The 20048-nt window shown below is 39.5% G+C and carries 10 protein-coding genes; 1 reads left to right on the top strand and 9 read right to left on the bottom strand.

Going from position 1 to position 20048, the window contains the following annotated elements; translation table 11 throughout:
* Window positions 1–57 precede the first annotated feature (57 nt).
* The 5 genes from Q1A31_RS10700 to Q1A31_RS10680 form a co-directional block, all read right to left on the bottom strand.
* A complete protein-coding gene (locus Q1A31_RS10700; RefSeq protein WP_299876192.1) occupies window positions 58–1428 on the bottom strand; it encodes an aminotransferase class I/II-fold pyridoxal phosphate-dependent enzyme in 1371 nt (456 codons plus the stop codon).
* A gap of 19 nt (window positions 1429–1447) precedes the next feature.
* A complete protein-coding gene (locus Q1A31_RS10695; protein ID WP_299876191.1) occupies window positions 1448–9334 on the bottom strand; it encodes a type I polyketide synthase in 7887 nt (2628 codons plus the stop codon).
* Window positions 9335–9523: 189 nt separating this feature from the next.
* Window positions 9524–10894 carry a cytochrome P450 gene (locus Q1A31_RS10690; protein WP_299876189.1) on the bottom strand — a complete coding sequence of 457 codons (1371 nt, stop codon included), beginning with the start codon at window positions 10892–10894 and terminating at the stop codon, window positions 9524–9526.
* Window positions 10895–11066: 172 nt separating this feature from the next.
* Entirely contained in the window at window positions 11067–12068 is a 1002-nt protein-coding gene (locus tag Q1A31_RS10685) for a DUF2156 domain-containing protein (RefSeq protein ID WP_299876187.1), read from the bottom strand.
* A gap of 87 nt (window positions 12069–12155) precedes the next feature.
* Window positions 12156–12683 carry an RNA pyrophosphohydrolase gene (locus Q1A31_RS10680; RefSeq protein ID WP_131906446.1) on the bottom strand — a complete coding sequence of 176 codons (528 nt, stop codon included), beginning with the start codon at window positions 12681–12683 and terminating at the stop codon, window positions 12156–12158.
* 108 nt (window positions 12684–12791) lie between these two features.
* Between Q1A31_RS10680 and Q1A31_RS10675 the strand changes: the two genes are divergently transcribed.
* A complete protein-coding gene (locus tag Q1A31_RS10675) occupies window positions 12792–13445 on the top strand; it encodes an HAD family phosphatase (RefSeq protein ID WP_299876183.1) in 654 nt (217 codons plus the stop codon).
* Window positions 13446–13518: 73 nt separating this feature from the next.
* Here Q1A31_RS10675 and truA read toward each other — a convergent pair whose 3' ends face one another.
* The 4 genes from truA to leuB form a co-directional block, all read right to left on the bottom strand.
* Window positions 13519–14301, bottom strand: coding sequence for a tRNA pseudouridine(38-40) synthase TruA (gene truA / locus Q1A31_RS10670; RefSeq protein ID WP_299876181.1), 783 nt, complete (start codon window positions 14299–14301; stop codon window positions 13519–13521).
* 160 nt (window positions 14302–14461) lie between these two features.
* Window positions 14462–17419, bottom strand: a complete 2958-nt coding sequence (locus tag Q1A31_RS10665; protein WP_299876179.1) for a FimV/HubP family polar landmark protein — start codon at window positions 17417–17419, stop codon at window positions 14462–14464.
* 397 nt (window positions 17420–17816) lie between these two features.
* Window positions 17817–18842, bottom strand: a complete 1026-nt coding sequence (locus tag Q1A31_RS10660; protein ID WP_299876177.1) for an aspartate-semialdehyde dehydrogenase — start codon at window positions 18840–18842, stop codon at window positions 17817–17819.
* A 5-nt stretch (window positions 18843–18847) separates the two neighbouring features.
* Complete coding sequence (gene leuB / locus Q1A31_RS10655) at window positions 18848–19933, bottom strand: 3-isopropylmalate dehydrogenase (protein WP_299876175.1); 1086 nt, start codon at window positions 19931–19933, stop codon at window positions 18848–18850.
* Window positions 19934–20048 lie beyond the last annotated feature (115 nt).

The following is a 20048-nucleotide window of genomic DNA, read 5'->3' as shown; positions in this document are numbered from 1 at the left end:
AATTCTTTTTTTAGCTTGAGCAGACGTACTCTCATTCTTTAATAGAACCATCGTCTATTAAAACTTACCCATTTCTTCAACGAGAATATCGATGGTCTGTTCTATTTGCTCTTCAGTATGAGAAGAACAGATAAAGAAACGTAGGCGCGCCATACCTTCTTGCACTGCAGGATAAAAAATAGGTTGAACATTGATACCGCGTTCAAAACACGCATTAGCAAGTCTTCCAGCAGTTGCTGAGCTACCTGTTATGATAGGAATGACTGATAAACCCGCGCTCGACCCAACATTCAATCCTTTTTCTTTAGCTAATTTCAAAAATTGCTGACCACGAGCTTTGAGGCTTTCAACGCGCTCTGGTTCACGATCTAGTATTTTTAAAGCAGCAATTGCAGAAGCTGCTAGCGGTGGTGAAATTCCTACGCTGTATAAAAACCCGGGAGCTGAGTACTTAAGGTGTTCAACCAGTGCTTTTTCACCAGCGATATAACCCCCACAGCTTGCTAAGGTTTTACTGAGTGTGCCCATCCATAAATCAACTTCATGTCCGTCTACACCTTCCTGCTCTTGAAGTCCGTGACCTTTTTCACCCAGCACCCCCAAAGAATGAGCTTCATCTACCATCAAAAAAGCTTTGTGACGTTTTTTGATTTCTATAAAACGTTTCAGATCGGGATAATCACCATCCATGCTATAGATGCCTTCGATGACAATAAGTACACGTTCATAATTTTTACGTTGCTGGAATAGCAATTCATCCAGAGCTTGCCAATCATTATGAGGAAACGGTAGTCGAGTTGCGCCCGATAATTGACCACCTTGAACCACACTATTGTGAATCAAAGAATCATGTAAAATTAAATCTTTAGGACCAAACAAATAACCAATAGTGGTGACATTAGTCGCATGCCCACTGACAAAAACAATACAATCATCGACTTCGTATTTTTTCGCTAAGGCAATTTCCAATTCACGTTGAATAGGTCTTTCACCCGCCACAGGTCGACTCGCTGATGCAGAGGTACCATATTTGTCGATAGCTTGTTTTGCCGCTTCAGAAACCTCAGGGTGCCCACATAAATCCAGATAGTTGTAACTGGCAAAGTTAATATATTCATGACCATTGATAGTGGTCGTATTACCAGCAACACCTTCATGTTCTTTAAAGAAAGGACTGGGTACGCCTAGTTGTTTTCCGCCCGCTTCCAATATTCTGATTTGTTGATAACCAGGAAACATATCAAATCGACAAAATTCATCAGGTATCTTCGAATTTGATTGAAGTGACTTTCTTGTTCTTAACACATCGCCGTTCTGCATCTTGGCTTCTGTGACTTTCTTTAAGCGTTTTTCCAGCATTTTTTGTGCTAGTTGGTCTTTCACAGACCCGCTTAAACCGAACAAGTTACTCTTTTTAGTTTTTGACATCCGTTTACTTTACCACTGGTTAATGCTTCATTGCATCTTCGATAAGTTTCTTCGATAACTCTTCAGCTTCTTTCTCAGTCATATTTTCTGCATGACCGTGACGAGATGCTGCAACAGAAATACTTTCTTCATGTGTTGATTTATTATTAGCCAGATCTGAATCAGCGCCCATTGAGTCATCATCAGACTCAGATAATTGCTCGGTAATTCTTTCTGCAATTCGGAGAATATTAGCGCCTTCAGTCAACGCCATTACAGGCAATTTAACCCCAAAACGTTCTTCAATCGCTAACACGAGTTCCATACCCATTAACGAATCCATACCTAGATCAAAAATTGACCTCTCTACATCAAGTTTCTCTCTTGGCAGACGCAATATCTGTTCTATCTCATCAAGCAACAAATCTACAACAAGCTCTTGAATCTCCGCCTGCCCCAGATTTGCAATCAGCGTCTGAATATCTTCAAAATGGTCGCTTTCTGATGTTTTGACCATTCTTTTCAATTCATCATATTTTGGAGAGTTAGCAGCAGGCATTACACGTTGTATGACCCCCCAATCCAAATCTATAACTCCAACACCGACCTTATCGCTAAGTATTATTTTTTCTAACATTTTAAGCGCTTTATCTGAGTTTAGCGCTTCACCACCTAAACGTGATTGTAACGCTTCTTTAGTTTCCTCGTTTCGTGCTAAATAACCTACATCAGAGATCGCACCCCAGGCTACATAATTTGCAGCCAGGCCTAATGACTTTCTATACGCGGCTAAAGATTCGAGGTAACTATTTGCGGCAACATAGTTAGCCTGACCCGGATTACCGACATAAGTAGTGGCAGACGAATATAATACGAAGAAATCAAGATCAATGTCAGTTGTAGCCTTATGTAAATTCCAGCCACCCATTACTTTAGGCTGCATTACTGTAAGAAACTGTTCTTGAGACATATTTCGAATTAATCCATCATCCAAAACCATTGCTGCATGAACAACCCCTTTTAAAGGAGGTATATCTTGTTGAATCTCACACACTAATTTAGTTACAGACTTCATGTTAGTAACATCACAAGCACGAGTATAAATACTCACACCCTTAGCTTTAAGTGAGTCTAATATCGCTTTTGTTTCTTCATCTGTTTTGGAAACATTGGCACTTCTACTCACTAGTACTAACGATCTAGCACCCTTATCCACCAACCAACAAGCTGTTTTTAAACCAAAACCACTCAGTCCACCGGTCACTAAATAACTAGCTTTTGAATCACAGACTAATTCTTCATCTTTCATTGGTAATGGATGAATATCATCTTGAGATATCGAGTTACTATTTTCAAATGAAACAACAACCTTACCTATTTGTCTTGATTGTTGCATATAACGAAATGCATCTTCAATTCGAGTGGCTGGGAAAGCTCGGTAAGGCATAGGCCTTAAACTACCATCATCAAATAACTTCATCATTTCTTTAAAGAGACGATTAGCTAGCTTAGGTCTTTCTATCAGTAACTGATCTGCGTCGATGCCAAAATAGGAAATATTATTTCTAAACGGTCTTAACCCAACTTTACTATTCTCATAGAAGTCACGTTTTCCCAACTCAAGGAATCGACCAAATGGTTTTAATATTGACAGATTTCTTGTAATAGCCTCACCCGCCAGAGAGTTCAGTACTATATCAATACCCGAACCATTGGTTATTTCCATGATCTCATCAGCAAATGCTAGAGATCTGGAATCCATCACGTGGTCTGCACCTAGTAATCGAACAAAATCTCTCTTCTCATCACTGCCGGCTGTAGCAAAAATCTCAGCACCACAATATCTCGCGTATTGAATAGCAGCAATTCCCACTCCACCAGCAGCTCCATGGATCAGTATTTTTTCACCTGGTTCAATTTGTGCTAAATGCTTAAGCGCATAGTAAACAGTGAAAAAAGTAGTAGGTATTGTCGTTGCTTCTTCAAAACTCCAATCTTTGGGCTTATGGGTTATAGCGGTGGTTTGAGTAATGACTCTTGAGCTAAAACAAGCTGGAGCAAAACCAACGACTTCATCGCCCATATTGAACTCAGTAACAGCACTACCTATCTTCGTCACAACTCCAGAAACTTCCATTCCCAAGGTTGGACCAGCAAAACCGTTTTCTACTGCTTCATCAGAGAGAAGCCCCATTGCGTACATAACATCTCGAAAGTTAAGTCCTGCCGCATGCGGCTTTATTTGTATCTCATCAGCTCTACAGAAGTTTTCTGACAATTCTTGCCAAATTAAATTTTTGAGCTGACCTGGAGAACTAAACTTCAAACAGTAATCAATGTCTTTTTTCGTTTTCGCAGTTGTTGTTTTTATATTTTTCGCATTCTTTATCTTCTTAGTAACCGCTTTCGGACGTAGAACTGTACGTTTCATTCGCATTACATGACGTACGTTTTCATTAACAATGACTTCGTTTTCATTGTTATCAGTACTGACCAGCAATAGTTCATTCATAAGAACACGGCTAGTTATATCTAGATCAAATTTTCCCTGTAAATCAATAAGCTTGCAATCAAGATCTGGATGCTCATTCATGATGACTCTTCCAAGTCCCCACAATGGCGCTTGCGATGGATTCGTATCAAACAAAAAGTCCTGATTATCCTCTGCCAGTGTTGCACCACCAGAAGTTACAATTTTTAATTGAGGCATTTTTGTTACGCCAGACTTTTCTAAGCCTTTAACCAAATCTATTGTACTGCTACACCTTAAATTCTGAAGTCCAAGCTCTATATCTTCAACTTCACTAGATTCGGTTTCGTTATACCAACGTAAGCCCATCAAATGCACGATCACATCACAACTCACCTCTTGTTTCTTTAAGGTAGAAAGGATGTGATCAAAATGTTCTTCTTTTTCATTGTTGCTGGAATCAAAATTCAATGAAAAATGCATAGGACCCAGGCGTTTATAGGTTTCACCTGTTTCAACAAGAATGACTTGATGACCTGCTTTATTCAATTCTGTAATTACTGCATGCGATAATGAACTAGAGATTTCATCATCATCTTTCAAAATCATCCAGTTTTGAATTTCGTTTTCTTTGGTAGCTGTTTTTTCAATTGCTACAGTGTGATTATGATTTGCTATAACCATAAAGGCACCAACATCACCTGTAGCTTCAGGTTCAACTAACAACTCTACTTGATCAAAGCCTAAATCCTTCAAATCAGAACGCCAGGAATTAGCTGTCATAAGAAGCGGAGATGGTCTAGTCACATCAGAGGTGTGTATCCACCAATCAGCTTGCAAACCAAAAGTCATATCCATAAAACGGTCTGATTGTCTTTCTATCAACAACATAACCCCTTTAGGTGAAAGGACCTTTTTTATATTTTCTTGCGCTTTGGCGCAGTCATCTGATCTATATAAGGTATTGGCTGCAATGACTATGTCAAATTTAGCATCATTTAATAAACTGTTAGAAATATCCTGACTTAAGTCTATTTGTTGAGTATTTACAAAGTCCCAATCTTCTAATGAAAAATCCGCTTTTAATAGCAACTCTTCATCGTGATGTACGTATAGGTAATCACACTGCTCTTCTGGAAGAACAGGCAATATTTGCTGGCTGATTTCTGTATAGTTACCACCAATTTCTAAAACCCTAAGTCGTTTATTTGCAGGCCAGTCAGATACAATTTCACTTAAAATATCTCGTAGAGCTAGATTCATGCTCAAGTTACTAGGAGAAGCACCACTCCAATGTTCTTGAATACTACTTTTATTGGAAAATAACAAACTTTTAGCATCGATTTTATTCTGTAAAACATCTGCCAAATGTTTGCCGCATCGTCCTAATAGCATTAACTCTGGAAGATAAACAGGAGAGTCGCCAAGAACCGAAAGCCAAATATCCTCTGCTGAAGGTAAGTCACTTGATGCAACTAAAAGCCATTGCTCATTTTCAAAAGTAGCTAAATCATCCTCTACTAAAATCTCGAGTAAACGAGATAATAAAGGAAGCTTTACAGATTCAATATGAGCCTGTTCTGCTAATGATTGAAGAGTGAACTCATCTCCTTTTGGATTTAACGTTTGTATCGCTTGCCAAGCAAACATGGACACCATTAAATCAAATAATGGCAAAACTTCTTGATAATGCCTATCTCTTTGTAGAGTAGACTCATGATCTTTTAAAAACTCAACGGCATTACTGACTAACACAGCGGGCTCAGCAACCGGTGAAACAGAAGCAGAATCATTCAAAGGCATTAAGAATGGCTGGAATTCATAACACGCTGGTAATAAAGCTGCACTGCGCATCAGCTGAACACCTCTGAAACGGCAGTCTTTCAATTCAACCAAGACTGCCCCATCAGAATCCAGTAATAAATAATCAGCAACTACTGATTGAGGGCTTTGTTTAGTTACATTCACATGTAAATAAGATAGGTTTTCTATGGACGATGAATAGTAATAGAGTTTACCTATTTGAACAGGTATTAATGCTGCTTGATTTCCGTTTTCAATCTTATTAGAGAAGATATCTACCAGTACCTGAAAACCAGCATCAAGCAAAGCTGGATGCAATAAATATAAACTATTATCTATATTTAATTGGCTTTCGCTTTTAATTTTGGCCAAAGCACTCAGCGATGAAACCCATACTTCTTCTATTCCCTGAAAGGTTGGACCATAGCTCAAACCAACTGATTCAGTTAATTTGTAATGCCCTTTAGAAGAGATAGTATGATTAGAGTTTGTAACAAAACTATTTAGTGCATAGTTTTCCGGAACTTTCTTATTGGTTTTACCTAACAGTCTACCAACAACATTTTCTGACCATTGACTTTCACTGAGACGATCTCGACTACTAATAATGAAACTGCCATCTTTAGGAAACAATTTGAAAAGTAATGACTTACCATGATCTAAAACGATTGGGGCTCTGATTTCTAAGTTTTCTATTTCCCACTGTTTCTTTAGGCCATCATCCGTTGAAAACCATTCATTAGAAGCTGCTAAAGCCATCTCTACAAAAGCAGCAGCAGGCATCACTGCACCACCATCTACGACATGATCATTCAAATAAGATAAGATTTCGACATCTACTTGATTTTCCCAGCACGCTTCATGATTCTTTAAGCGATAGCCTAATAGAGGGTGCACTCGATCTCTATTTACAAGATCTGATCCTTCTGCTGTCAAAGAATACCAGTGCCTTTCTTTTTGCCAAGGGTAATGAGGCAAATCAACATATTGACTAACTTTTTTAGGAAAAATAACTATTTCATCCAAGTTACATCCAGCCAGATAACAGCTGTAGAGCGCACTTAATAAACCAGTTTTAGTTTCACTTTGACGCTTAATCGTTGTTAATGCCAGAGATGATACATCCTTAGCTCTGCTACACTCATTAACGTAAGTTCGAAGTACCGGATGAGGACCGATTTCAAGATAAACTTGATAACCTTCATCCAACATATTACCCATAGCACTGGAGAAAAGAACGGGCTTTCGAATATTCTCCCACCAATAATTTGCGTCTAGCTCTTCACCTTTGAATAAGTCTCCACTGACTGTAGAGAAAAATTCTATCTTGGTTTTCTGAGGCTTCAATTCTTTCAAAGAAGTCTGAATCTCATTTTTAACAGGGTCCATAGCACTGCTATGAAAGGCATAATCCAAATCGAGAATGCGGCAAAAAACATTATTCTGTTTTAAGTTACTTTCAATTAACTGTAGAGACTCCAAAGAGCCAGACAGCGTGACAGATTTGGGGCTATTGATACCCGCAATTGACACATCACTTTCAAGAAGTAGTTCTGATATTAATTCGTTAGCATCTGATTCACTAATAGCGACTGCAGCCATTCTACCCATGCCACTGGTTTTACCCTGTGCATGGCTTCTTCTATAGATAACTTCCGTTGCCTGAGCTAAATCCAGAGCTCCTGCCGCCCATGCTGCCGCTACTTCACCAACACTATGGCCAATAACAGCATCGGCTTTTAAGCCTTTTGATTCGAGAACTATTATTACACCAACTTGTAATGCAAATAGTAGAGGTTGAGCAACTTCTGTTAGATGAAGTCGTGAGTTTCCCTCAGAAGCCTTAAACTCATCAATTAAAGAAATATCATCATAAACATTAATCAGCTCATTAATTTTCAATACTGTTTCCAGGAAAAGAGGTTCTTTTTCTAATAATTCACACCCCATTCCTTGCCATTGTGATCCATTACCGGAAAACACAAGCGCAAGTTTCACACCACCGTCTTGATTCAAAGAGTTTTTGTTTTGAATCTCTACTTTTGTACCCGCTGTAGCGCCGGTATGAATTTCCCCTTGAGAATAAGCATGCAAACACTCGACAACTTCTTCTACGGTATCAGCATTTATCGCTAAGCCATGATCAAACTTCTGACGAGTTTTATAAGCCGAGTATGAAATATCATCAAAATCTTCACTCGCACTCTGTAATAAATCACGATACTGGCCGGCCATGGCTTTTAGTGCATTTTCACTTTTAGATGAAAGCAATAGAGGAGAATGTGCAGCGTGTTGCTCTTGTTTATTTGCAAGTGTTTTATTTTTAACTTTTTTTGTATTCTGAGAAGTTTTTATTTTCTCTTTCTTATATTCCTCAACAATAATATGCGCGTTTGCTCCACCAAAACCGAATGAATTAACACCCATCAATAACGGCTTTTTTCTTTCTCTTAATGGTGTAAACGAAGTAACAACGGATAATTTATCTGCTTCAAAATCTATATTAGGGTTAGGTATTTCAAAGTGTAAAGAAGGTGGTATTGCCCTGTTTTTTAAACTTAAAATTACTTTTAATAATCCAGCCATACCAGAAGCAGTTTCAAGATGCCCAAGATTCGTTTTAGCAGAACCAATAGGCAATGATTTTTTGCGAGGTCTTCCCAGTACTTTTGCCAGCGCTCCAGCTTCTAAGGGATCACCTACTGCCGTACCTGTTCCATGCGCTTCTAAATAACTAAGATCATTTGGATGAATTCCTGCACGGCTGTAAATCGTTTCTAATAAGCCAGCTTGCCCTTCAGTACTTGGCAATGTAATTCCATTTGTACGACCATCACTATTTATCGCCGTATCAACGATTACAGCATGTATAGGATCGCCATCAGCTTCTGCATCTTCCAAAGGTTTTAAAAATAAAACAGCAGAGCCTTCGGATCTTACGTAACCATCTCCAGTAGCATCGAAAGCACGACAGCGACCGCGAGGAGACAACATAGAAGCTTTTGAGAAACCGACAAAACCAAACGGATGAAGCAACATATTCACCCCGCCAGTTATAGCGGAAGGGGCATCACCATTCCAAATGGCGTTACATGCTTGATGAAGAGCGACTAAAGAAGAAGAACAGGCCGTATCTACGGAAACACTTGGTCCATGCAAATCGTAAATATAGGAAATTCTATTTGATGCAATACTGGCTGTATTACCTGTCATTGAATAAGGATCTAAAGAACTCAAATCATCCATACGTCGATGCGCATAATCGGTGCTCGCTATACCTATGTATACAGCACACTGTGTGCCAGCGAGAGACTGAGGAATTTGTTTACCATCTTCTAACGCTTCCCATGTTAATTCTAAAAGAAGACGTTGCTGAGGATCCATCTGTGCCGCTTCACGTGGGGATATCCCAAAGAAGGCAGCATCAAATTCATCTACTTGTGGCAGAACACCTGCGGCAAAAGTGTAACTTTTACCGGGTTCTTTTTTGTTTGGATGTTTGTAAAAGTCAGTTCCCCAACGTTCTGAACTAACTTCTGTGACGACATCTTTACCATTTTTCAACACATCCCAATAAGCATCTGGTGAAGAAGCTTCACCCGGGAAACGACAAGCCATACCGACAACGGCAATTTTCTTTTTTACTTCTGACAATGAACTATCCTTGAGGAGATCTCACATCCTAATTATGTGAGGGATTCTACATGATATTACACCTTTCGTGCATAGCTTCTGTCACTTAATTACAGGCTATGTTTATAACAGAAGAATCCAGAGTAACAATAAAAGCCGCACAAACTATTTTTCACTTAATTAATACCATATAAATAAAGCGTTAACTCATTAATTTCTATTTTGAATTATCATTGGTAAACGCCCTTTTGGCCTTAATGTCAGGCGACACTCATGCTCAACTTTTCTGTTCTCATCGAGTGACAAGCGAAATTTTTGAGCCAAAATAGCAATTGATAAAACGGATTCGATAATTCCGAAATTTTTCGCTAAACACACTCTGGGTCCCGCACTAAATGGGATATAGGTAAATTTAATTGGCTTCGGCGCATCGGGCATAAAACGTTCAGGTATAAAATGATCCGGCTTATCCCAATATTTTTTATGACGTTGAATTAACCATGGAACAATCAACATAATCGAACCCGGTGGTACTTTCTTACCTCGAATAATATCTCCTTCGAGTGCTTCTCTGGATAAAATTGGAACCGGAGGATACAAGCGCATGGTCTCATCGAGAATCGCGCGCGTATATTTTAGCTTATCAACATCCGCAAATTCAGGTGTTCTCCCTTGCAATACTTCATCTAACTCTGCGTGGAGCTTTTTTTCAACCTCAGGTGCTTGTGAAATTAGATACCAAGTCCATGCCAACACATTAGCAGTAGTTTCATGACCAGCCATAAATAAAACAATTAATTCATTACGAATTTGTTCCTTAGTCATGGTATCGATGCCACTTTCAGTCTGATTCGCCTTCAGCAGTTCGGCAACCAATGTCCCCTCATGACCACCTTCTTCGGCTTTCGCAATGATTGCATCGACAGCATTATGAATTGTTTTTGCTGCCTTACGTGCCTTGCCCACTTTAGCATTAACATTTGGCCACCAATCCGGCAATCCGAGAAAATTACTTAGTGCCATTTGCTTTACTACTGACTGATAAGCGGCAAAAGCATCAACCACAGCAGCACTATTTTCAGAGCCTAATTTTTCCCCAAACAAAGTTCTTGCGATGATTTCAGCAGTCAGCTTACCCATCTCTGTATGAACATTTACCTCTCCACCTTCAGGTACTTTCGCCCATTCTTCTGCCATCTCATGAATCGTCGAGGTCATCACCCGACTAAACATTTTGATATGCGCAGAATCAAAAAGTGGCATTTGAATTTTGCGCCTACTCGCCCAGGTATCACCATCACTAATAAATAAACCATCACCCAGTAAAGGCTCGAGCGCCCGTCTCATTTGAGGACTCTTACGCTCATAGTTTTCTTTCGCTTCTACAAATATATAACGCACTAGATCTGGAGAATTCGCAATAAAAATATTCTGCTTCAGAATTTTCCGATGCATAAACTCTACTTCGAATGATTCCTCATCCCAGACAGAGAGCAAGTCTTGTTGTGCATAGTAAAGCGCTTGAAACGGATTTATTTCTTTAGTATGACGCTTCGGGTATGGAGGTATGAAATCACTCATAAAATTTTATTCTAAGTTTGGAGAGCGGCATAATATTGCCAGCACAGGCATTAAACAAGAGACTTATATCAAATTTAATCGCTTCAACCGTTTGATTTTCACTAAGTCACACCCTACTTTGAGGCATTTTTTACACGTTTAAATTAGTAAGATGCAATTAAATCAGTGTGATTTATATCATGCCATTCGCTTTAACCATTGCAAACACTTCCCTCAAACCGGTGCCATTAGTACCTGAGATATAGACGGGATTCGCTTTACCATTAAATTTCTTTTTGTGTGAAGCATTCCCCTGGAATGGGTAGATATGATTTAATTTTTCGAAGGCATACCAGAAGGCTTTGCGAGTCAATTTATTATAATTGAGCTCTTGCGATAATCCTCTTTGCAAAAACAACGGTGACATCCCCAGATTTACAACTTCGACGCCCTCAGTTTTAAAAACCTCGATTGCCGCTAAAATAATCGTTGCGCTGGTGCCGTGTGGGACATTATCAGCGATACGATCAATATTGTGATAGTAGGCTACAATCATACCGTCTCGATAGATTGGATCAAAGGTGGCAAAAGCTATTAATTTATCATTTTGGTAAGCCCAGAAATAGCGTACATCTTTTTCGGTATCCGTTCTTAACGGCCGAACTAAAAAACTATATTCACTACCACCTTTATTTTTCAACCAATTTTCAGAAATCTGCGAAATCGCTTGTTGCTCTTCTGTAGCTGACATATCAGAAATATTTTTCTCTAAGACAGAAACACCTTCCCGCTTACATTTATTTTGCCATTGCCTTAGCTTTGCCCGCTGCTTACCTGCCAGACTAAAGTCTGAAACAGGTATCTCAGTTTCAATACCGAAAATATTTGTTTGATAGCCCGCCTCATTTAGCACTTCTGCAAAACTGCGAGACGCTTGAACAAAAATCACATCTGAAAATTTATAGATAAAAGCATCCAGCATTTTTCTGTAGTTGTCAGGATGACAGACGGGATTAGAAAGTACTATCTTTCGTTCTTTGCGAGACCAAAACCAATGCTTGAAATCGATATAGGCGATATAGCCAATATCCTCCATAACAAAATATTTCATGCAGGGCTCTAGGCTTGTATAAGCCATACAATGACTTCCATATTTTTCCAGATAGGGAATCAGTCTATTTTCACTAGGAGACAAGTTAATACTCTTTATTATTTCTATTTTTTAGCTATTCAGTAGCGGACAATAAATTAACTCAGGACAGTAATTAACTGCCCCAAGTACTTAGCCGACTTCTCTGCTATCTTCATCATCTGAATCAATGGTAGATGGGTGACCTATTAGCGTCAGAGGAGCAAGTTCTTGTAACGCACGCTCATACACTCTTCGTTTAAAGTATACGACCTCTTTTGCGGGTAGCCAATAATTAACCCAACGCCAGCCATCAAACTCAGGCACGTCACATGCCTCCAAATCAACCGAAGAATCATCACAGGTAAGTTTTAACAGGAACCAACGCTGCTTCTGACCAATACACACTTTTCCATTATTACAACGACGAACCATTTTATTGGGAAGGCGATAACGCAACCAGTCTTGAGTAGAGCCTACTACCTCAACATGTTTCTCACGCAAACCTGTTTCCTCATGCAATTCTCTAAACATCGCTTCAAGTGGTGTCTCACCTTCATCTATACCACCTTGTGGAAACTGCCAGGATGTCTGGCCAATTCTTTTTCCCCAAAATACTTCACCATCGCAATTAGATAGAATGATACCAACATTGGCTCGAAAGCCGTCATCATCAATCACGATATTCTCCAAAACTATTAATTAAGTCGATTCTTCCACATCGGCAGTGAATCAGCAAATTTTTAGCGATACAATAAGGGAATTAATATTTAATAAGCAGGAAACAGCATGGCACTAGCATTATTCGATTTAGACAATACTCTTCTAGATGGAGACAGCGATTATGAATGGGGTAATTTTTTAGTTTCTAAAAAACTCGTAGATGCGGAAGAATACGAAAAAGCAAACACCTACTTTTATGAGCAATATAAACAAGGCACATTAGATATCGTTGAGTTTTCAGCTTTTAGCTTTAAGCCGCTCTCCTTAATTCGCAGAGAAGAGCTTGATAGTTTGCACCAGGAATTTATGCAAACTTATATCTTACCAAGAATAAAACCTCAGACCCCTACAGTATTGAATAAACACAAAAACCAGAGTGATACCTTGGTCATCATAACTGCGACCAATAGCTTTATCACTCGCCCTATAGCGACTCACTTAGGCATTGAACACCTGATTGCTACCGAACCCAAAATTATAGATGGAAAATATACAACGGAAATAGAGGGCATCCCCTGTTTTCAAGAAGGCAAAGTCACGCGTTTAAATGATTGGTTAAAAATGAATAATGATTCAATGGAGGGAAGTTATTTCTACAGTGATTCAATCAATGACCTACCTTTATTAGAAATAGTAGATACACCTATTATTGTTGATCCGGATGAGAGATTACGCGAGGTTGGCACTAAACGAGAATGGGAAATAACTTCATTAAAATAATCAAAATAATAAGTCACCCCCCTACTTTTAGGCAGTTTTTATAAGATTATTTGCAAAACCCCATCAAAACTTTTCACAAACCATAAAATGGTGGCGAAGCAACTTCAGGCAAGTTAAATCTTTCAGGATATTTAACACTGACAAAATACAAACCACAGGCGGGGGCAGTTATCCCTGCTTGTGTACGATCTTTTATTTCCAGGAGCTCTGTAAACCACTGCGGTGATTTATCGCCAGTTCCCACCAGAAATAAACTACCTACAATATTTCTAACCATATGATGTAAAAAAGCGTTGGCGACGATATCAACATAGATATATCGATGATCACGTATTACTGTAATTTCCTGTAACTCACGCATCGCATGTTTTGCCTGACAGCCAGCCGCACGAAAACTACTAAAATCATTTTCACCCAGCAATCTAGTCGCTGCATCCTGCATAGCAATCTCATCCAGTTGATAACGAAACCAACAGACTTTTTTATCTAATAAAGCAGGACGTGTATTTTGATTCAGAATAATGTAACGGTAACGTCTGGATTGCGCAGTAAATCGAGCATGAAATTCATCGTCAATCGATTTAATCCAACGCAAAGCAATATCATCAGGTAGATTGGTATTGGTCCCCATAATCCAGGCTTTCTCATCGCGAACAGCATCAGATTCAAAATGCACAACCTGACCTATTCCATGCACCCCGCTATCAGTCCGACCAGAACACGTTAAATCTATTTGATGGTTTGCCACTGAAGACAAAGCTTTTTCTACTTCGCCCTGCACAGAAGGCCCATGCGACAAACGTTGCCAGCCATAATAAGCCGTTCCATTATATTCAATGCATGCTGCGTATTTCATTAAAAGTTCTCTGTTGATAAGACATAAGTATATAGCTTTGTCTTACATTAGTTCCATATTTTGCTTACTACCTCAACTACCAAAAATCAGTTTATTTCAGCCATAAAAAAACCGGGCTATGCCCGGTTTTTAATTTACTTTTGAGTAGTTAAGTAATTACTTAGCCATTGTTATGAAGTAACTCTTCAGCCTGACGCTTTTGCTCGTCACTGCCTTCTTCCATAACTTCTTCTAAAGTACTTCTTGCTCCTTCAATATCTCCCATGTCGATATATGCTTTTGCAAGATCAATTTTAGTTTCAACTTGTGTTTCTTCGATTACCTCAGAACCTGAATCCAGATCAAGGAATGATAAGTTATCATCAAAATCCGCGAGTAAGTTATCATCATCAAGCTTGCTATCTAAGGTTTCACTAGCAACCGCTTTGTAAGCATGATCACCAGGCATTATTTTATCAAAGTCATCCGAATCTAATTCAAGATTAAGATTTGCTAAATCATGACTCTCTGCCATATCCAAACCTTCTTCCAGAGACACTTCAGAGAAGTCTTCCTCATCTAACAATTTGTCTAATGAATCATCATCCATTGAGAATTCAAGGACATCAGATTTATCTGCAGCGATATCTAATACTGAATCTGGTGCGTTATCAGCCTTATCTGTTATATCATCCATCGCATCATCAATATCAATACTAAAGTCATCATCAAGATCAATTACATTTGTATCGGCAATATCAATAATGTCAGTTTCAAAATCTTCTAGATCATCAATCTCTGCTATTGGATCAATATTGTCGTCTTCACCTAATATGTCATCTAAGTCAAAGTCTTCTAAATCATCAATATCACTGCCTAAATCATCATCTAAATCGCCCAGGTCATCAAGTTCCGACATTTCTGCATCAAAACTTAATTTTTCAGATTCATCCAGAATAGTATCTTCGATTAGATCATCATCAGAAAGTGCATCAGCCATTTCACTAACGACCTCTTCTGCTTTATCTCCTGCCGATGCTACCGCTGTTCCCGCTACCATTGCGACACCCGCTGCTGCACTAGCCATCTTAGGTAATGATGATGCATCATATAATTTGCTATCAGGTAGTAATGCTTTACCCCATTCACAAATTTCATCCCAGTAGTTCTGTTTATCATCTGCTTCCAGATCCATAAACACTTTAGTGGCTTCTTCAAATGACTCTTTTTCACCCGCTGCTTTATAATTTTCTAGCAACTTAGCATGTAGAGCAGCATTATTAGGATAGCTAGTAATAGCACGTTTAATTTCAGATTCTGCCTGATCATGTAAGCCATATACGATGTATACATCTGCTTCCTGGATCAAATCATCCAGTTCATTATCAGTTTCAGCTGACACAGGTTCTGGATGGCTTTCTTCGACATCAGTATGAGCATCGATATCAGCTTCACTCATTGCAAATTCTGATTCTTCAATCATCTCGTTATCATCAACGAATGTTGCTTCATCGTTTGCAAAGTCATCAATTTGATCACCGTGCAGACCATCATCAATCATGCTTGAGAAATCTTCTACATCTTCACCTTTAGATTTACGACGTCTTATGTAAGCTAATCCGCCAAGTAGAGCTAGCAATGAACCTCCACCAACACCTAAAGCAACTGGTGAGCTTATGATACTCATGATATCGAATGCTGACTCTTCTGCAGCCTCATTCTTAAACGGTGGCGTTGGTTTCTCCTTAGCTGCAACTGGTTCTACAACCACTGGGGTGTTAGCTACAACCGCAGGATCTGGAGTACGAATTATTTCACCATTCTCATTTGCCAAACTACCGGCTACTTGTTCCTGAATATCAGTACCTTGATTTTCAACAACTGGTTGAGGTGTCTCTGATGAATTTTCAGAAGCAGTTTCATTATTATTTTCTACTGCCGCATCAACTGTTTGCTCAGTACTCTGCACTGGAGCAGGCTCACCATTCAGATTAGCTTGTAAACCAGCGAGCTGTTCACTCTTAAGTGTAATCAAACGGTTCTTTTTACGCAGTAACGATTCAAGTTCTGACACTCGAGACTTCAATTCTTCGTTTTCGTTTTGTTTAGAAGTCAAAGACTCCGTTAACATCGCTAACTGTTTATTAAGTCCTGCTACAGAACCATCACCAGATCCTGTTGCTGATCCAGCGGCGTTATTATTTTTACCCATTACTTCTAGACGGGCAGACTGGTTAGCAGTCTTTGAACTACCTTTTGCTTTTGCAACCTGTTCAGCACGCGCTGCTTTCCAGGATCTTGCCTGGGCAACAATTTGAGATTTTGCTGTACGAATTGTGGTAGATCTAGCCTCTTGAATAGAAGGACGAGCCATCAGAACACCTGATTTCAGGTTATTCATATTACCCTGACTAAATGCTCTTCGGTTTTTCTCAAACAAGGCAACCATCATCTGCTCTTTACGAACACCTTGATAACCTAACTTACCTGCGATTTTAGATAATGTATCACCACGTCTTACACGGTAATTTCTAATCTGTGGAGCTTGCGCAACCCTAGCAGGTGCAGCAGCCGGCCTTCTAAGAGGCACTCTATTTGCTGGTGCTGGAGCAGCTGCTCTTACTACGCGACGTGGTTGTTGTTGAACACGACGTGGCTGAACAGCAGGTCGTGTAATTCGACCTTGTGCTCTTGGCTCTGCTCGAACACCTGCGTTGTTACTGGCGATCGCTGTATTAGGTCGCATTAACACCGGTGGATCAAGAAGAACCGTATATTCTTTAAGGAGTTGCCCATTTGGCCAGCTAACTTCTAATAAGAAGTTAAGGAAAGGCTCATTAATAGGCTGATTAGAACTAACCAGAATAACAGGTCGGCCATTTTGCACAGTTGTTTTAAAACGAATACTGTTCAAAAACGCTGGTCTATCAATTCCCACTCTATTAAATACGTCAGGAGAAGCAACTCTAACACGTAGACTTTTCGCTTCTGCGACGCTTGTTGAAAGTAAGTTAATTTTACCCTGGAAAGGTTGATTCAAACTGGATTTGGATTCAATCTCACCTAGACTGAGTGCATTAGAAGCTGTTGGGATAGCCATTGCCATGCAAATGGCTAGACTTAAGGCTTTCTTATTCACTTGTTATTCCCCTTTTATTATTTTTATCAACATTCTGAATCCATTCATTGCTTCAACACACTTACGAAACATTCCTGAGACTCATTGCTCTAAACAGAGCTAATGGTTAGTTATATTTATTGTTATTGCATCTACGCATAGGTCTTTTAATTATTATTAATACTATGATGTAAATACTCCAGACCCCTAAATACTGGATACTGTGCACAAATATATCAAAATAAGGATGAATCAAAACTGAACGATTCACTTTATTGTCATTTTTTGTCCTTATTTGTCCTTATGCAAAAAAAAACCTGTCAGAAAGTGACAATTTCTGACAGGTTTTAACGTTGTAAGCTATATAAACCCTACTTATATAAGAAGAGTCTACTAACGAAATTACAAACAATATTGTTTAAATATAATCTCTTATGAGTACTTCAGCGATCTGAATGCTGTTTAATGCAGCACCTTTTCGTACATTATCTGCAACAACCCACATATTTAAACCATTTGAATGTGAAATATCTTCGCGAATTCGACCGACATACACAGGGTCGTTGTTTGCACCTTCAGAAACAGCAGTCGGATACCCGCCATCTTCACGTCTATCAATCACTTCTACGCCTGGTGCATTCTGTAACAATTCAGTTGCGTACTCTGCAGTAATTTTGTCGCGTGTCTCAATATGCACAGCTTCTGAATGACCAAAAAACACTGGAACACGGACAGCTGTCGGATTTACTAAAATATCATCATCCTCCATGATCTTGTTAGTCTCCCAAACCATCTTCATTTCTTCTTTGGTGTATCCATTATCCTGGAATACATCGATCTGCGGTATGACATTAAAAGCAATTTGCTTCGGATAAACTTTCACTTCTGCTTCTTTACCGTTTAATAACTGTGCTGTTTGACCAGCAAGCTCATCAATTGCTGGCTTACCAGAGCCAGATACTGCTTGATAGGTACACACATTAATACGCGTGATTTTAGCCGCATCATGAATCGGCTTTAACGCAACGAGCATTTGAATCGTCGAACAATTTGGGTTCGCGATTATTCCACGATTAGTATATTCAGCAACCGCATGAGGATTAACCTCTGGTACGACCAATGGAATATCGTCGTCATAACGGAATTCAGAAGTATTATCGATAACGACACAACCTTGAGACGCTGCGATTGGCGCATATTCACGTGAAATTGCGCCACCAGGCGAGAACAAACCAATTTGCACTTTCGAAAAATCAAACGTCGCAAGATCTTCAACAACCAGACTTTTGTTTCCAAACTTTACACGTTTACCTGCAGAACGCTCACTTGCTAAGGCGTAAACCGTTCCTACTGGGAAATTACGCTCAGCCAGAATCTCCAGCATTACTTCACCTACTGCGCCAGTTGCGCCAACTACCGCTACATCGTATGTTTTATTAGACATCTTAATTATCCTTTTAGGGCAGCAACTACTGCATCGCCCATCTCACTTGTTGAAATCTTTTTCAGACCTTCGCTTTCTACGTAAATATCCGCTGTGCGTAATCCTTGCTTTAATACAGCCTCTACCGCTGCATCGATCTTGTCTGCCAACTCTGCTTTATCTAAAGAGTAACGTAACATCATGCTCACAGACATAATTGTCGCCAATGGGTTTGCAATATTTTTTCCTGCGATATCAGGTGCTGAACCATGAATCGGTTCGTACATGCCTTTGCCATTTGCATCTAAAGACGCTGATGGAAGCATACCGATAGACCCAGTTAACATCGCTGCTGTATCAGACAAAATATCACCGAACATATTACCCGTTACCATCACGTCAAACTGCTTAGGATCTTTAACTAACTGCATCGATGCGTTATCCACATACATATGACTTACTTCAACTTCAGGATATTCCTTAGCAACACGATCAATCACTTCATGCCACAATTCCATCACTTCAAGAACGTTAGCTTTATCTACTGAACAAAGACGTTTACCACGCTTCATGGCAATCTGGAATGCAGAATGAGCGATACGCTCGATCTCAGACTCTTTATAGATCAGTGTGTTGTAACCTTGGCGCTCACCATTTTCCAATGTGCGAATACCACGTGGCTCACCAAAATAAATACCACCGGTTAATTCACGAACAATCATCATATCCAGACCTGCAACAATCTCAGGACGTAACGATGAAGCATCTGCCAACTCTTCATTCAAAATAGCCGGACGAAGGTTTGAGAATAATTGCAGATCAGCTCGAATACCTAACAAGCCGCGCTCAGGTCTAAGGTCACGAGGTAACTCTTCGTATTCATAACCACCTACAGCACCCAATAAAATGGCATCGGCTTCTTTTGCTAACACTTGAGTAGCTGGAGGATAAGGATGACCAGCAGCGTCATAAGCTGCCCCACCGATATCACCGTTGGTAATTTCCACATCCAAACCAAAATTTGATTTAAGGGTGTCGATTACTTTGATTGCTTCTGCAACAATCTCTTTACCGATGCCGTCACCGGGAAGTACTAAAATCTTCTGTGTCATTTCTCTATCCTTTCCAATCTTTAAAATTCTTTAATTAGTCGTTTGCTTAATCACCTAAACAACAATATTCAAAAAGTGCCTATAAGTAGGGGGGTGGCTTAAATTAAGTCACCCC

This window comes from uncultured Cocleimonas sp., from assembly GCF_947495625.1.
Classification (GTDB): Bacteria; Pseudomonadota; Gammaproteobacteria; order Thiotrichales; family Thiotrichaceae; genus Cocleimonas.
Note: the sequence above shows the minus strand (reverse complement) of the source record. Positions and strands in the feature narration are given on the sequence as shown.

Coding starts and splice junctions, on each gene's coding strand:
- leuB (WP_299876175.1), bottom strand. CDS start 19,933: ATGACACAGAAGATTTTAGTACTTCCCGGTGACGGCATCGGTAAAGAG.
- Q1A31_RS10690 (WP_299876189.1), bottom strand. CDS start 10,894: ATGAGTGATTTCATACCTCCATACCCGAAGCGTCATACTAAAGAAATA.
- Q1A31_RS10660 (WP_299876177.1), bottom strand. CDS start 18,842: ATGTCTAATAAAACATACGATGTAGCGGTAGTTGGCGCAACTGGCGCA.
- Q1A31_RS10700 (WP_299876192.1), bottom strand. CDS start 1,428: ATGTCAAAAACTAAAAAGAGTAACTTGTTCGGTTTAAGCGGGTCTGTG.
- truA (WP_299876181.1), bottom strand. CDS start 14,301: ATGAAATACGCAGCATGCATTGAATATAATGGAACGGCTTATTATGGC.
- Q1A31_RS10675 (WP_299876183.1), top strand. CDS start 12,792: ATGGCACTAGCATTATTCGATTTAGACAATACTCTTCTAGATGGAGAC.